Annotated in this window: 24 protein-coding genes; 11 read left to right on the forward strand and 13 right to left on the reverse strand. The window is 64.6% G+C overall.

Annotated elements, in window-relative coordinates; translation table 11 throughout:
* Positions 1–63 precede the first annotated feature (63 nt).
* The 5 genes from GQS65_RS21040 to GQS65_RS21060 are packed head-to-tail and all read right to left on the reverse strand — an operon-like array spanning position 64 to position 2356.
* Positions 64–1143 carry a tyrosine-type recombinase/integrase gene (locus GQS65_RS21040; protein WP_158206583.1) on the reverse strand — a complete coding sequence of 360 codons (1080 nt, stop codon included), beginning with the start codon at positions 1141–1143 and terminating at the stop codon, positions 64–66.
* A complete protein-coding gene (locus tag GQS65_RS21045; RefSeq protein WP_158206584.1) occupies positions 1136–1369 on the reverse strand; it encodes a hypothetical protein in 234 nt (77 codons plus the stop codon). The genes GQS65_RS21040 and GQS65_RS21045 overlap by 8 nt, the downstream gene beginning before the upstream one ends.
* Complete coding sequence (locus GQS65_RS21050) at positions 1366–1587, reverse strand: hypothetical protein (protein WP_158206585.1); 222 nt, start codon at positions 1585–1587, stop codon at positions 1366–1368. The genes GQS65_RS21045 and GQS65_RS21050 overlap by 4 nt, the downstream gene beginning before the upstream one ends.
* Before the next feature lie 2 nt (positions 1588–1589).
* Complete coding sequence (locus GQS65_RS21055; protein WP_158206586.1) at positions 1590–1820, reverse strand: hypothetical protein; 231 nt, start codon at positions 1818–1820, stop codon at positions 1590–1592.
* Positions 1817–2356 carry a hypothetical protein gene (locus GQS65_RS21060; RefSeq protein ID WP_158206587.1) on the reverse strand — a complete coding sequence of 180 codons (540 nt, stop codon included), beginning with the start codon at positions 2354–2356 and terminating at the stop codon, positions 1817–1819. Before GQS65_RS21060 ends, GQS65_RS21055 begins: the two co-directional genes overlap by 4 nt.
* A gap of 476 nt (positions 2357–2832) precedes the next feature.
* On the opposite strand from GQS65_RS21060, the gene GQS65_RS21065 reads away from it, so the two are divergent.
* Positions 2833–3087, forward strand: a complete 255-nt coding sequence (locus GQS65_RS21065; protein WP_368280411.1) for a transcriptional regulator — start codon at positions 2833–2835, stop codon at positions 3085–3087.
* Positions 3088–3102: 15 nt separating this feature from the next.
* Here GQS65_RS21065 and GQS65_RS21070 read toward each other — a convergent pair whose 3' ends face one another.
* The 7 genes from GQS65_RS21070 to GQS65_RS21100 all read right to left on the reverse strand — a co-directional run bounded on the left by GQS65_RS21070 (position 3103) and on the right by GQS65_RS21100 (position 5990).
* Positions 3103–3537 (reverse strand): hypothetical protein, encoded by a 435-nt coding sequence (locus GQS65_RS21070; protein ID WP_158206588.1) that lies wholly within the window; start codon positions 3535–3537, stop codon positions 3103–3105.
* A gap of 198 nt (positions 3538–3735) precedes the next feature.
* The gene (locus tag GQS65_RS21075; RefSeq protein WP_158206589.1) at positions 3736–4395 is read right to left on the reverse strand and encodes a hypothetical protein; all 660 of its coding nucleotides are present in this window, start codon (positions 4393–4395) and stop codon (positions 3736–3738) included.
* A complete protein-coding gene (locus GQS65_RS21080; RefSeq protein WP_158206590.1) occupies positions 4392–4802 on the reverse strand; it encodes a hypothetical protein in 411 nt (136 codons plus the stop codon). Before GQS65_RS21080 ends, GQS65_RS21075 begins: the two co-directional genes overlap by 4 nt.
* Positions 4799–5113, reverse strand: a complete 315-nt coding sequence (locus GQS65_RS21085; RefSeq protein WP_158206591.1) for a hypothetical protein — start codon at positions 5111–5113, stop codon at positions 4799–4801. The genes GQS65_RS21080 and GQS65_RS21085 overlap by 4 nt, the downstream gene beginning before the upstream one ends.
* Positions 5110–5259: a hypothetical protein gene (locus tag GQS65_RS21090; RefSeq protein ID WP_158206592.1), complete on the reverse strand. Its 150-nt coding sequence runs from the start codon at positions 5257–5259 to the stop codon at positions 5110–5112. Before GQS65_RS21090 ends, GQS65_RS21085 begins: the two co-directional genes overlap by 4 nt.
* Complete coding sequence (locus GQS65_RS21095; protein WP_158206593.1) at positions 5256–5804, reverse strand: hypothetical protein; 549 nt, start codon at positions 5802–5804, stop codon at positions 5256–5258. Before GQS65_RS21095 ends, GQS65_RS21090 begins: the two co-directional genes overlap by 4 nt.
* Complete coding sequence (locus GQS65_RS21100; protein ID WP_158206594.1) at positions 5805–5990, reverse strand: hypothetical protein; 186 nt, start codon at positions 5988–5990, stop codon at positions 5805–5807.
* A gap of 131 nt (positions 5991–6121) precedes the next feature.
* On the opposite strand from GQS65_RS21100, the gene GQS65_RS21105 reads away from it, so the two are divergent.
* The 10 genes from GQS65_RS21105 to GQS65_RS21145 all read left to right on the forward strand — a co-directional run bounded on the left by GQS65_RS21105 (position 6122) and on the right by GQS65_RS21145 (position 10628).
* Positions 6122–6361, forward strand: a complete 240-nt coding sequence (locus GQS65_RS21105) for a hypothetical protein (RefSeq protein WP_158206595.1) — start codon at positions 6122–6124, stop codon at positions 6359–6361.
* Positions 6362–6363: 2 nt separating this feature from the next.
* Positions 6364–6858, forward strand: a complete 495-nt coding sequence (locus GQS65_RS21110) for a hypothetical protein (protein WP_158206596.1) — start codon at positions 6364–6366, stop codon at positions 6856–6858.
* Positions 6859–6878: 20 nt separating this feature from the next.
* A complete protein-coding gene (locus GQS65_RS21115; protein ID WP_158206597.1) occupies positions 6879–7286 on the forward strand; it encodes a hypothetical protein in 408 nt (135 codons plus the stop codon).
* The gene (locus GQS65_RS21120; protein WP_158206598.1) at positions 7286–7699 is read left to right on the forward strand and encodes a hypothetical protein; all 414 of its coding nucleotides are present in this window, start codon (positions 7286–7288) and stop codon (positions 7697–7699) included. Before GQS65_RS21115 ends, GQS65_RS21120 begins: the two co-directional genes overlap by 1 nt.
* Positions 7681–8808, forward strand: a complete 1128-nt coding sequence (locus GQS65_RS21125) for a hypothetical protein (RefSeq protein ID WP_158206599.1) — start codon at positions 7681–7683, stop codon at positions 8806–8808. The genes GQS65_RS21120 and GQS65_RS21125 overlap by 19 nt, the downstream gene beginning before the upstream one ends.
* 3 nt (positions 8809–8811) lie before the next feature.
* Positions 8812–9357 carry a hypothetical protein gene (locus GQS65_RS21130; protein WP_158206600.1) on the forward strand — a complete coding sequence of 182 codons (546 nt, stop codon included), beginning with the start codon at positions 8812–8814 and terminating at the stop codon, positions 9355–9357.
* Between the two features lie 2 nt (positions 9358–9359).
* The gene (locus tag GQS65_RS21135; RefSeq protein ID WP_158206601.1) at positions 9360–9767 is read left to right on the forward strand and encodes a hypothetical protein; all 408 of its coding nucleotides are present in this window, start codon (positions 9360–9362) and stop codon (positions 9765–9767) included.
* The gene (locus GQS65_RS21140) at positions 9761–10027 is read left to right on the forward strand and encodes a hypothetical protein (protein ID WP_158206602.1); all 267 of its coding nucleotides are present in this window, start codon (positions 9761–9763) and stop codon (positions 10025–10027) included. Before GQS65_RS21135 ends, GQS65_RS21140 begins: the two co-directional genes overlap by 7 nt.
* Positions 10024–10152, forward strand: a complete 129-nt coding sequence (locus GQS65_RS22015; RefSeq protein ID WP_267902951.1) for a hypothetical protein — start codon at positions 10024–10026, stop codon at positions 10150–10152. Before GQS65_RS21140 ends, GQS65_RS22015 begins: the two co-directional genes overlap by 4 nt.
* Positions 10153–10391: 239 nt before the next feature.
* On the forward strand, positions 10392–10628 hold the full coding sequence (locus GQS65_RS21145) for a hypothetical protein (protein ID WP_158206603.1): 237 nt from the start codon (positions 10392–10394) through the stop codon (positions 10626–10628).
* A gap of 254 nt (positions 10629–10882) precedes the next feature.
* Here GQS65_RS21145 and GQS65_RS21150 read toward each other — a convergent pair whose 3' ends face one another.
* Complete coding sequence (locus GQS65_RS21150; protein ID WP_158206604.1) at positions 10883–11413, reverse strand: hypothetical protein; 531 nt, start codon at positions 11411–11413, stop codon at positions 10883–10885.
* Positions 11414–11562 lie beyond the last annotated feature (149 nt).

Below are 11562 nucleotides of genomic sequence, written 5' to 3' on the forward strand. Positions count from 1 at the left end.
TGGGCCGGCGCAGCGCGGATGTGCGTCGACTCAGCGGCGTCTCGGCCGGGTGGTGGTGGCGAATCATCTGAGTGGGTCCTCGTCGTCAATCGAGAGCTCGTCGACGAGCGGGCGTCGACGCTTCTCCATCCGCTCGCGGAGTCGTCGTCGACGCTGCTCGGGGTCGGCTTTGTCGTAGTGCTGTTCGATGGTCTTCACCGTCGCGTTGACCCGCTCGGCGACGTCTTCCGGCGGCCACCCGAGATTCAAGAACCACGTGATAGCACCGGTCCGAATCTGGTGGGGCGAGCGACTCGACGGGCACTTGCTCGCGTGGGCGTACTCCGTCTTCTCGCAGGTCTCACGCTTCTGTCCGTGCGGGCAGGGGACGTGCTGACACGGGAGCGTCGCAAGATAGCTCCAGACGCGGACCGTGTTCGGTCCGGGCCGGCCCTGGGCGCTCGCAAGCAGCGGCTGACGGCCGTGGTCGTCGTGGACGTCGTAGCGGTGCGTCTGGATGAACTCCTGAAGAACGCTCGCCGTCTCCTCGGTGACCGCCACAGGACGCTCACCACCGAGTTTGTTCTTCAGACCGGTCCCGGTGTCCGGTCGGTGGCGGAAGTCGAGATACGGCGCACCGTCGGTGTGGAGGTCGCGGATGTCGAGTGCGCGGAGACCGCTCTGTCGCGCACCGGTCGTCCAGGCGAGTTCGAGGTAGGCGTGCGCTCGCGTGGCGTAGACCGCCGGAGTCATCCGGTAGTACCGAAGCAACGCGAGCGCGTGCTCGGTCCGGAGCTTGGTGTCGTTCGAGCGGTCCTCCGGGTCAAGGTCGGGGATGCGGACGGCGTCGGCGAGACCGTCCTCGACCGCGCCGAGGTCTTCGAGGAACTCACAGAACATCTTCAGCGTCCACATCTCCCCTTCGAGCGTCGCCGGAGCGACCGCCGACGAACGGAGTTCGTAATACTCGTCGACGTCCCAGCGCCGGACGTCGTCGACGCGGTCGAGTCCGATACCTTCGCACCACTCGACCCAGAGCTTCAGGCGGTACTCCCACCCGTGCACGCTCTTCTCGGTCGAATCCGACGCCCGGCGGCGGAGATACCGCCGGACCGCGTCGCGTGGCGCGAGGTCGCCGGGGTCTCGTCGACGGCGCTCAGTCATCGGCCTCCATCGGCTCGGCGTCGAGAACCTGAACGGTGTCCGGTCGGTGCCGCTGCAGGAGGTCGACGACGCCGGCTTCGAGACGGAGGTCGTGCTCGGCGACGTGGCCGCACTCCAGCAGGACGTCCTCGACGTCGTGGTGACCGTCGACGGCGGGGCGGACCCGCGCGACGGCGATACCCTTCGGCGCGTCGCACGTCGGGCAGAGCGGCGTGAGCGCCTTCATAGGTCGACCACCCACCCGCACGTCGGGCACTCCAGATACCGGTCGGTGCGCTCCTGTTCGATTTCCTCGCCGTAGACATCGAACACGTCTATCTTCCCGGTGTAGTGGGTGACGCGACGCATCCCGCCGGAGGGATTGGCGCATCCCTGTGGACAGTCGGTCGTCGTCCGCTCGTACTCGTGTCGAGACCCTTTCTCGCTCTGGTAGGTGTAGGGCATCGTCAGTACCCCACGTGCATCGCCGTCGACCCACACTGGTCGCACGTCGCGCCGACGGCGATAGCGTCGACGCCCTGAACGCGGCGCTGGTCGACGTAGTCGACGGTAACATGCGTCGACGCACACCCCTTGCAGCGGAACTCGCGTTTGGCGAACTGTTGACCTTCGATGACGAGATGCTCGCGCTCCTCTTCGACGGCGATACTCTCGGGGAGGTCGTAGTTGAACCTCACCGAAACTCACCCCCGAAACCGCCGATGCCGGTATCGTCGGCCTTCTCCTGGCGGGTGAAATCGTGGTCGTCCAGCGCCGTCTGGAGCGCCCTGTATGACCGACTCCCGCTGCGTGGTTCTTCGACGCCGATTGTCGCCAGGCCGACGTGTTCGACCGTGGCGATGAGTTCGCACAGCGCGGCGTTCTGGTAGCGTAGCTGCGCCTCGATGCCTTCGAGCGCGTCGACGCGACGCTCGTCGAGAGAACGGCCGCCGTCGGTCCGCACCTCCGGGTCGGCGGACACACGGATTTCGACGCCGTCGCCGTCCTCGGAGCGATGAATCGAACAGTACTGCTGGAGCGCGCCGGAGGCGAACTCGTCGAACTGCGCGATGAGGTCCTCCGGGTTGGTCCCGACGTCGAGTGCCTTCTGGAGGTCCGCCGCCAGTCCCATTGTCTGGGAGGCGAGACTCGCCGTGCGCGTGGCGGGCCACTCCTCGGGGAGGTCGGTCGTGATCTGGACGTCGTCGTAGTCGGTGGTGATGTCGTCGGTCATCGTGAGTCCTCGTCGAGAATGGTGAGCGGGTTCCGGGCGACGCGACAGCCACAGGGACCGACGCGGTGGTCGGCCGGGCCGCGCGTCGTGAGGAACGCAATCGGGGTCGAGCAGCGCGGGCAGCGCGGCTCTGTGGTCTGGGAACGGTACGCGAACAGTCGTTTGCCGGAAGTCCTATGTTCCGGCTTGTCGTGTGTCGACACGGGTTTTCACCGCCCACTCGCGGCCCGGTGTCACAGCACCGGGGCGCTTTTCGAGAGGCCCTAACCGGACAGCGGAGCGGCCGGGCCGCGAGTGGGTTGCTCGGCTAGAGCTTCTGCCTCAGTATAATTCTTCTCACTAGTTAGTGAGCCATAAATCACTCATTATTAGTCCGAATTCCACAGCCTCACGTTGTAGTGATGCTATTCTCGTCATATAGTGATTCAAATCTGATATGTTACTCCACACAGTGTGTGACAATAGTGGCCCAGTCAGTGAGGAAACCCGGTGACTGGATGCAATTGCCGATAGACGAACGTATCCTCGAAGTTCTGAATACCAGTGAACTGATTCTCACGCCATCTGTAATTGCAATTAATATACACAAAAGCCGTGAGGAGGTCAGTCGACGCTTGTCTGAGCTACTGAAGCGAGGTTTTGTTGTAAAGGTACAGAGGGGGAAGTACAGAGTCTCTGAGGACGGGGCAGCCTATCTTGACGGTGAGTTGGATGCGAGTGAACTGGAGTAAGCGTCGGGCGTCAGCTTAGAGTCGGTCCTGCGGCCGTATCACGTCGTCCCACGCGATTTTGTGCTGTCGTCCGTCGCGCTCGGAGTGGCCGGCGAGGTTCCAGTCACCGCCGTCGGCGTGGACGAGTCGGGCGACCGTCGACGGGCGGACGCGACGCACCGCCACGATACGCTCACGCCGGTCGAACAGGACGAACACGACCCACGCGGTGCCCTGTCGGTCGCTCGCGATGAGTGAGACCGTTTGGTCCTCCCAGACGCGGAACCGCCCGGAGCGCCCGCTGGCGAGTTCCTCGACCGTGCTCTTGACTTCGAACTTCGTCCCGGTCGACTCGTTGATGCAGTCGTACCAGTCGGTGACGTCGGGCGCGTGGGTCACCCCGTAGTGCTCGGCGACGGCTTCCTCGGCGAACCGGCCACGGTCTTCGTTCGCTCGTCCTCGACGAGTCACCGCTTGCTCACCCCGACGAAGAACTTCAGCCACAGGTCGAACACCTGGATGAACAGCATCCCGAAGACGAACGCGAGAGCCTCGCTCATGGCCGCTTCCTCCGCCCCCGAATCAGTTGGCGGTCCTCCCATCCCCAGAGGTACGCGGCGAGGTGGCTGGCGACCAGTCCGGCACCGACGAAGACGCCTTCTATCCCCGTCATGCGTACTCCTTGGGGACGGGTGGGTTGACGGTCAGGTCCTCGTCGCGGGTGCCCTGCATCACGAACCAGTGGTACGGGGCGTGTGAGGCCTGAATCGTCTCGAAGTGGTTCGACATGCCGACGGTACGGAACCACGCGGCGTAGTCCGGCGACGTCGGGCCGACCCAGATTTTGGTCGGACACTGCTTGATGACGCTCGTGTCGCTCATGTCGGTCGGAGACTGGGCGATGACGACGCTCTTGCAGTTGACGCCGTCGGCCTGCCCGAACACGCGCACGAACGTCAACAGCCCCTCGCCGAGTTCGGGCGCTTCGTCGTGGACGACGAACTTCGACATCGAGCGCGGGAGTTCCCGGATGAACGCCGCCAGTCGGTCGTGGTGGGTCTCCCAGTCGGCCGTCGCGGGGACGAAGTCGAAGTGTCGGTGACCGTCGCGCATCTTCGCGGCCATCTCTTGGACGGTCGTGACGCGCTCGCCACGGACCGCTGAGGAGCCTTTCGCGTTGAAGAAGATGCGGAGGTCGAACGCGCGCCCGGCTTCGCACAGGAGCCAGTTGGCGAGACTCGTCTTCCCGCCCATGTCCTCCGCAGAGCCGGTGATTCCGCTGATGAACAGGTGGCCGTTGTCGGTGTAGAACGCCGGTCGTTCGGTCATACACCGCCTCCGGTAGCGACGTCCACCTCTGGGTAGTCGTCGTCACTCTCGCGCTCGGTCTCCTGGCCGGCGCGCTGCTGGGCGCGGCCACGGAGTTCCAGCAGCGCGCCACCGAAGATCTCGAAGACGGGCGGGATGCCGTCACCGGTCCCGGCGACGCGGAGCGTCCCACGGAGCACCATCGTCAGATTCCGGCCGAAGCCGTACTCTCCTTTGAGTTTCTCGGTGCTCGGACCGGGCAGTGAGCCGTCGAACAGTCGACCGAGAAGGTCCGGTGCGCCGCTCGACGACGGCGCGGCTTCCAGCGCACCCCCGCCGCTCGCCTGCTGGTCGGCGAGGTCCTCGACGGGGTCGCTCGTCGCGTCGGCAGCGAGAGAGACCGCGTCGAAACTGTCGTCGTCGCTCATCGCATCACCTCGTGGACTGCGAGCGGTTGTACCGTCCCACCGGTTCCCTGTTCCACGTCGCTAAGACTTCCGTAGATGCTGACGTGAGGGTTGTCTAAGCGGTCTTCGGGAGCGTAGGCTTCCCGATACCAGTCTACGTAACACTGACCGGTTGGGAACTGCACGCCCCACCCCATCACGTCGTCTCGCGTCTCGACGCGCGTTCTGTCCTCGTCACGAAGGACACGAAACAGCAGGAGTTCACGGTTGAACAGGTCGCTCGTTGCTTCGGCCGCGTGGTACGCTGCGTCGAAACTGTCGTCGTCGCTCATCGGAGGTAGTCCTCCCTCGCGCGTTCGGCGAGTGAGTCCGCGACGACGATGATTTCACCGTCGCTCAGGTCTTCGCGGTCGGCGAGGTCGTACAGATGCTCGCGTACCGACTCCGCGACGGTCGTCAGTGCCTCGGCGTCTATCACGCCTGCACCTCACCCCCACAGTCGCTGCAGGTGCCCGGCTCGCCGGCCAACTGCTCGGCCGCTTCCTCCGGGGTCATTCCGAAGCCATCGCCACAGTGCGGGCAGGTTGCTTCGTCGACGTCGGCCGCGTCGTCCTGGTCGTCCTCGTCGACGTCGTCCTCCTCGAGGTCGCTGAAGTCGGGGAGGTCCTGCACCTCGCCGCCGTCGGGCAGCACGACCTCGCCGGAGGGGGTCTCGACCGGTTCGGGTGAAGGGTTCGACCCATCGGGTGAAGGGTTAGACCCGTTCGGGGTCGCCCCATCCCCCATCGGTCGCTCGGCGTGCTCCTCGCCGTCTGCGAGGAGTTCGGGCGTTTCGGCGTCCGCGAGTGCGTCGGATGGGTCGAACCCATCGGGGAGGGCGTGCTGGGGGACCATAACGAACCCGTCGGGGACGCGCGAGCAGTTCCGTTTGTGTGAGTCGATGCCCTTCAGCGAGTACCAGAGGCCGCATTTCGGGCACTGACGGTCGGTCGGGTGCTCTTTCGAGCAGGAACCTCCTGCCATTCAGACCACCGGAAGGATACGGATAACCAAGTCCGTCGCGTGAGTGATTCCGTCAAGGGTCAGCCCCATCTCGATGAGGGCGAGTCCCCAGAAGCCGGTTCGGGCAAACTGCCGCGTGCGGCCGTCTCCGTACCCGTAGACAAGGAGGGAGACGACGAACGCGGTTGTCAATCCAAGGAGCGCCATGTGTACCAGATGATTCTGAAACCTGTCTAGACTTAAACTGGACTATGGGTGCCCCCCCATGCAACGAAGGGATACCCCCCATCCCTTTCCTACATTGTCGAACGGGCCTGAGCGGTGGATGCACACGAACTATGGCAGACTTGGAAAAAGCAACCACCGCAAAGATGCCCTACGGTCTGGGCGACGTCAATCTCCTCTCGGCTGAGGGGATGATGATGATTCTGGCGATCACGATTGGCTTCGTGGTCTTCCACGCAACGAGCGCCGTCGGCGCGAACGTCGGGAACTCCGTTCTCGACACCGCCGGCCAGTTCCTCCCGGGCGGCAACCCCGCGCAGTCGGGTAACAACGACGCGCCGGAGGGTGTCTGAGTATGTCTCAGAACATGAGCTACGAGCCGCGTCTCTCACGAGCAGGCGGGAAGCGTCCCGTCACCGAGGCGGACCTGCTCGACCAGACGCTCGTCGCCGGTAACGAGCGGACCATCTACGCGAAGCAGGTTCCACAGGACAAGGTCTACGCGGCCGGCAACGGCGGCATGGACCGGCTTCAGGGGAACGGCGCGCACATCTTCGCGTCCATCGTCGACGACGTCGGCAACCCCGTGAAGGGCGACCTCATCGTCGCCATCACGGACTCCGAGCAGCGCCGCGTCCTCGCGTCGACCACCGTCGACACGCTCGGCGAACTCGCCGACGCGACGACCCAGGAACGGACGGAGCGCCCGCTGTTCCCGGTCCTCGGTCCCTACGCGAAGCCCGGCCGACACATCGAGTTCCGCATCCGCGCGGAACCCGGTTCGGACGGCGTCAGCATCGACCCGGCGGCGAGCGACGTCCGCCTCTACTACACGGAAATCGAGGCCTAAGCCTCCCCGTACCTGTCTTTATGACCAACACAAGCACACGCGACAGCCTCCGGTTCAGTGAAACGGTCCCGCCGGGCGAGACGAGTACGCTATCGGTCGAGATGGAGGACCCGGCCACCATCGACCGTGTCCGCGTCCGCCTCTACCCAGGCACGCAGCTCGCCCTGCAGATTCGTCCCGTCGTCCGCATCAACGACGAGGACGAAATCCTGATTCCGCGCCTGTTCGGTAGGAACTACATCACCGGAGACGGTGACACCTGGAACCTCGAAACGAGCGAGCCGGTTGAGCAGGGCGACGTCGTCGCCGTCGAGGTGACGAACACCGACAGTCAGTACGCCTACGACTACTCCGTCGACATGACCCTGGACCGCGCGGGCGGGTCCGGTCGGAGTCTCGTCGGGATGCTCGCCGGGGTGTTCAACTGATGGGACGCCCACAGTTCTCGGCACTCACCGACACGCTCTCCCAGACCGCAGAACGCGAGGACGCCACAGAGACCGGCTTCGGGACGTATCAGGGCATCGCCGACGGTGACGCCGTGGCATACGTCGCCGTCGACAACGCAGAGGGTGACGAGCCGCTGTACATCGTCTCCGCCGACGTCGCAATCTCCGGCGGGACGTACACGCAGGCCTGCGTCGCCTCACTCACCGTCGAGGAAGCCGGCAACGAGCCGAACAAGACCTTCATCAGCACGCGCAACCCCCCGACCACCAACTGGGACATGAGCACCGACCTCAAGGTGCCATCCGGCTACGTCGGCGTGCTGCGCGTCTACAACGACTCCGGCGGACCCATCGACGCCGACGTCAACGTGACGTGGAGGACCGACCCGTGACGTACTCGAAGCAGTACATCCGGGAACTCGAAACGGAGAACCACAACGCCGAACAGTTGGAGACAGAGCTGCTTTCGGGCAAGTGGGCGGGAAAGGTGCTGGTGTTTCAGGATGGCTCAGTCAGTAGTATTGACCCGAGTGCCACTGAAACGCCCGTTCAGGACGCTCTCGATGTAATAGGGGGCGGCGCAGGAGCCATCACCATCCCACCTGGAGGGGTTGACGAGGCCGCGCCGGTCGACGTCCCCGACGGAGGCCGCCACCAACTCAGCGGCTTCGGGACGGCATCGAGGGTTTCGACGCCAGCCTCGGCCATTCGGTTCACGAGCAGCGGGTCGACGAGTCACCACGGGTTCATCCTCGGGGACTTCAACGACGACTTCACCGTTCGTGACGTCGCTATCGACGGTCCTGGGGCAGACGTCACCACCGGTGACGCGCTCCACTTCACCGGGTCGACACGCAGCCCTCGGTTCGAGAACGTCAACCTCCGCAACTGGGGGCGTGACGGCATCGGAGACACCGACGAGACAGACGTCAAACCCTTCGAGATGCAGTTAGATGGCGTCGGCTTCTGGAACATCGCCGGCGGCGGCATCAACCTCGCGGACAACGGTGTGTGTAACCACGCTACCAGTCTCCGGTTCCACGACGTGGGCTTCCTCATCGACCTTGGTAGCGGCGACTTCAACATCGACACCGTCAACGTCGGCGGGTCGGTGACGAGCGACGTCCAAGGCGCGTGCATCCGCACGACCGGGAGCCTCCGCATCGGACACATCAACTTCGAGCCTGCAGGAACCGTCGACACAGCCGACGGTATCGTACTGGCCCGCTTCGACGGCAACGTCCGCATCGAGTCTGTGATGCTGTGGAACGTCACCATGGGCTACGTCTATCGGGGCGACGACCCGTCGTCGAACTGGTTCGGTCCGGCGCAGGTGAAGACCAACAGCGGCGCGACCCTGACGGACAACGTGGTGAACCTCACCGGGTCGGTCGGGGACGAACTCTCGTTCTACGAGGGGTCGGCGAGCGACGTCACCAGTAACGTCGGAACAACCGCTCTCGTCCCGCTGGCGGACCTCTCAGCGGACTACGGGGTGTGACCGATGGAGCTAGGATTCGATTTCGAGCAGGCGCTCAACGCGGAGCGGCGAGACCGCGGTCTCGACCCGGTCGACACCGACCGCGACGGGACTGTGGACAGCGGCACCGACACGCTCGGCGGGACAGTGCATGACCCCACGAGCGAGCAGAACAGGACGACGACTAACGAGACGACGACGACAACCAACACGAGCAACGAAATGGACTACAGCGACCTCTACAGCTACGAGAACGACCCGAGGCAGGCCGCGGAGAACTACGACCGCGACCCGACGAACAACACGACAATCGGTGAAGGCGGGACCTCTCTCGCCGACCTGTTGGGTGACAACGGACTGGCGGGCCTCCCCGACGGGACGGGGGGAACGTGGGTTCCCGGCAACGGCCCGACCGAGTCGACGAACCCCGGCGGTGACGACACCGTAAACGACGTCGACGACGTCATGCAGACGGCCAACCCGTTCGACGCCCGGCAGGACAGCGGGGTGTTGATGGCCGTTATCGGTGTCTTCCTGGCCATCCTCGCGTTCTTCGTCGGAGGGAGGTAGCGATGGCGAAGAACAGCATCGGGACGGCCGCCGGTTCGGTGAGCCTCAGTGACGGCGTCCTGAAGCTCGCTATCGTCGGCGTGCTCGGTCTCCTCGGGTACGCTCTGTTCAACGTCGCGGGACTGTTGAACCGGAGCGCCGACGCCGTCGGGTCGACCGCTGGCGGAGCGTTCGATTTCGGCGGTGACGTCGCTGAAGGCCTTGCTGGGGAAGCTGCTGAGACCTACGACGGAGCACAGGGCTTCGTCGGGGACGGCGCGGACTGGTGGCTCGGTGGCGGAGCCGATACCGTCGAGAACACGGCGGACTGGTGGATAGGCGGCGGTGCCGACCACCTCGAACGCGCCTCTGACTCCGCCGGTGACGCCGTGTCGTGGTTCGACGGTCTACAGGAGGGACCGCTGTGGTAGTCGAGAGCATCGGCGTACAGGCACTCGGCGCGGCGCTGGGGGCGCTCACTGTGACGGCCCTCACCGCGACGGGCGCGACGATGTGGCGCGTCTGGCAGCACGACTCGACGCTGTACGGTCTCGGTCGGAACGACTCTGACGACGGGTTGGCCGGTGCGGTTCAGGAGAACGCCCACCGGAGCGAGCGCAACGAGGACGTCCTCCGTTCGGAGGGGATGCTCACCTCCGTCCGCACAGACGGTGGCGAGGACCGCGCGTGACGGGCGTCGAGGACGACCGCCCGGCGCTGACGGAGACGTGGCCGGACGGCGACCTCCTGCTCCACGAGGAGGGCGAGGCGACCGCCTGGTTGATGGCCGGGAACCCGGTGGACGTCCATCATTGAGGAAGCCCCTTTTCGCGTTTCATCTCGGGGTCGCAGCGCGAGATTTTCGCAACTCTGGTTCCGGCCGGTTTCGTCGACCGGTGCGCGTTCGACCCGCCCGATTTTCACTCCGGACACGGGGGGTTGGCGTGCGAACTCGACCGTCGACGAACACTGGTTTATATACTCACCATCACTCAGCGACTCGCGAGCGATAGCTACTCACCCCACCGGCCGGAATCGGCCGACTGGGTATAAAAATGACAAGCTCGATGACCCTCGAACTCCCCGACGACCGGCACGACCGACTCCGCCGACTCGTCGAGGCGACCGGTGAGCGAACGAAGGCCGGCGCACTCGACGTCGCGGTGAAACACTACCTCGCGGACCTCCGGAACAAGGAGGCGGTCGTCGACGACCTCCCGGCCGACGTCGTCGACGAACTCTCGACACCGTACCTCCCCATCGAGCGGTCGACGTCGGTCGGTCGTGAGTGAGGTTCGGTTCGACTGGTTCAACCGGAAACTAAGTGTAGTATATCTAACCTTTACAGATAACAGTGGTGTTACCTCCAATTCTCCGCGAACCCGCTCGCTCACGCTCGCTACTACTGTTCGCGTACGATAGGCTCCGCGAACCCGTCGCTAGAAAACACTTCGTTCAACAGCGGTCACTCGTTCATTCTACGACGGCCTCGACGAGGCGGGGGGCGGTCGCCCCCCCATAGCGAGTCGGGCGGATAACATCGGCGTTATCCGCCCTCCTCCGCCCGTGAACGGGCGGATGCGTGGCTCTTCCAGTCGTTCGGGACGTAGAGACGGCGTTCACCGTCCTTTGCCTTCGTGATAGTGGCGATGTCGTCCATCATGTCGACGAAGGTCTCCATCGTTCGACCGACGGTGGAGGTGTGAATCTTCGACTCCTCCGTTTCGCGGCCAGCGAGAATCCGCCGGAGTTCACCGGCCTTGACGACGCGACCGCCGTTCACACTGTGAGAGAACTCCTCGAAGTTGAGCCACAGATAGCGAGCACGGAGTTGACTCGGGTTCAACTCGTCCTCAGCGACCGAGTCGGTGTAGCGAGCGACCCGCTGCATCTTGAGCGTCGCGTTCTCGATTTCAGCGTTCCGCCGTTCGGTCTCTTGGTCCGTCTCGGTGAGCACCTGCCGCATCAGCGCCTTGTGGTACTCCGGGTCTTCGAGACGGTCGACTCGGGACTCCAGGTCACGGACGCGCTCGACGAGTTCCTCTCGGCTGAGGTCCTCAACGTCCTCGGCGCTCACCGGTCTTCACCTCCCAAAGCAGGGGTTCGAGCGCCGAAGATGGGTCTTCGGTGCTTAGAACTCAGGTCCAATAGGTCACGTCCGGCACAGCACCGGCTACGTGTCGGTTCACCCTGGAAAAGGGGTAAGTATCCTATGGGCCGGCGCAG

The organism is Halomarina oriensis (assembly GCF_009791395.1).
In the GTDB taxonomy this organism is placed as follows: Archaea; Halobacteriota; Halobacteria; order Halobacteriales; family Haloarculaceae; genus Halomarina; species Halomarina oriensis.

Excerpts from the sequence above, each read along its gene's own strand:
- GQS65_RS21095 (WP_158206593.1), bottom strand. The coding sequence starts at position 5,804 with ATGGCAGGAGGTTCCTGCTCGAAAGAGCACCCGACCGACCGTCAGTGC.
- GQS65_RS21060 (WP_158206587.1), bottom strand. The coding sequence starts at position 2,356 with ATGACCGACGACATCACCACCGACTACGACGACGTCCAGATCACGACC.
- GQS65_RS21050 (WP_158206585.1), bottom strand. The coding sequence starts at position 1,587 with ATGCCCTACACCTACCAGAGCGAGAAAGGGTCTCGACACGAGTACGAG.
- GQS65_RS21040 (WP_158206583.1), bottom strand. The coding sequence starts at position 1,143 with ATGACTGAGCGCCGTCGACGAGACCCCGGCGACCTCGCGCCACGCGAC.
- GQS65_RS21120 (WP_158206598.1), top strand. The coding sequence starts at position 7,286 with ATGGGACGCCCACAGTTCTCGGCACTCACCGACACGCTCTCCCAGACC.
- GQS65_RS21085 (WP_158206591.1), bottom strand. The coding sequence starts at position 5,113 with ATGAGCGACGACGACAGTTTCGACGCAGCGTACCACGCGGCCGAAGCA.
- GQS65_RS21080 (WP_158206590.1), bottom strand. The coding sequence starts at position 4,802 with ATGAGCGACGACGACAGTTTCGACGCGGTCTCTCTCGCTGCCGACGCG.
- GQS65_RS21045 (WP_158206584.1), bottom strand. The coding sequence starts at position 1,369 with ATGAAGGCGCTCACGCCGCTCTGCCCGACGTGCGACGCGCCGAAGGGT.
- GQS65_RS21115 (WP_158206597.1), top strand. The coding sequence starts at position 6,879 with ATGACCAACACAAGCACACGCGACAGCCTCCGGTTCAGTGAAACGGTC.
- GQS65_RS21110 (WP_158206596.1), top strand. The coding sequence starts at position 6,364 with ATGTCTCAGAACATGAGCTACGAGCCGCGTCTCTCACGAGCAGGCGGG.
- GQS65_RS21105 (WP_158206595.1), top strand. The coding sequence starts at position 6,122 with ATGGCAGACTTGGAAAAAGCAACCACCGCAAAGATGCCCTACGGTCTG.
- GQS65_RS21135 (WP_158206601.1), top strand. The coding sequence starts at position 9,360 with ATGGCGAAGAACAGCATCGGGACGGCCGCCGGTTCGGTGAGCCTCAGT.
- GQS65_RS21130 (WP_158206600.1), top strand. The coding sequence starts at position 8,812 with ATGGAGCTAGGATTCGATTTCGAGCAGGCGCTCAACGCGGAGCGGCGA.
- GQS65_RS21100 (WP_158206594.1), bottom strand. The coding sequence starts at position 5,990 with ATGGCGCTCCTTGGATTGACAACCGCGTTCGTCGTCTCCCTCCTTGTC.
- GQS65_RS21145 (WP_158206603.1), top strand. The coding sequence starts at position 10,392 with ATGACAAGCTCGATGACCCTCGAACTCCCCGACGACCGGCACGACCGA.
- GQS65_RS21075 (WP_158206589.1), bottom strand. The coding sequence starts at position 4,395 with ATGACCGAACGACCGGCGTTCTACACCGACAACGGCCACCTGTTCATC.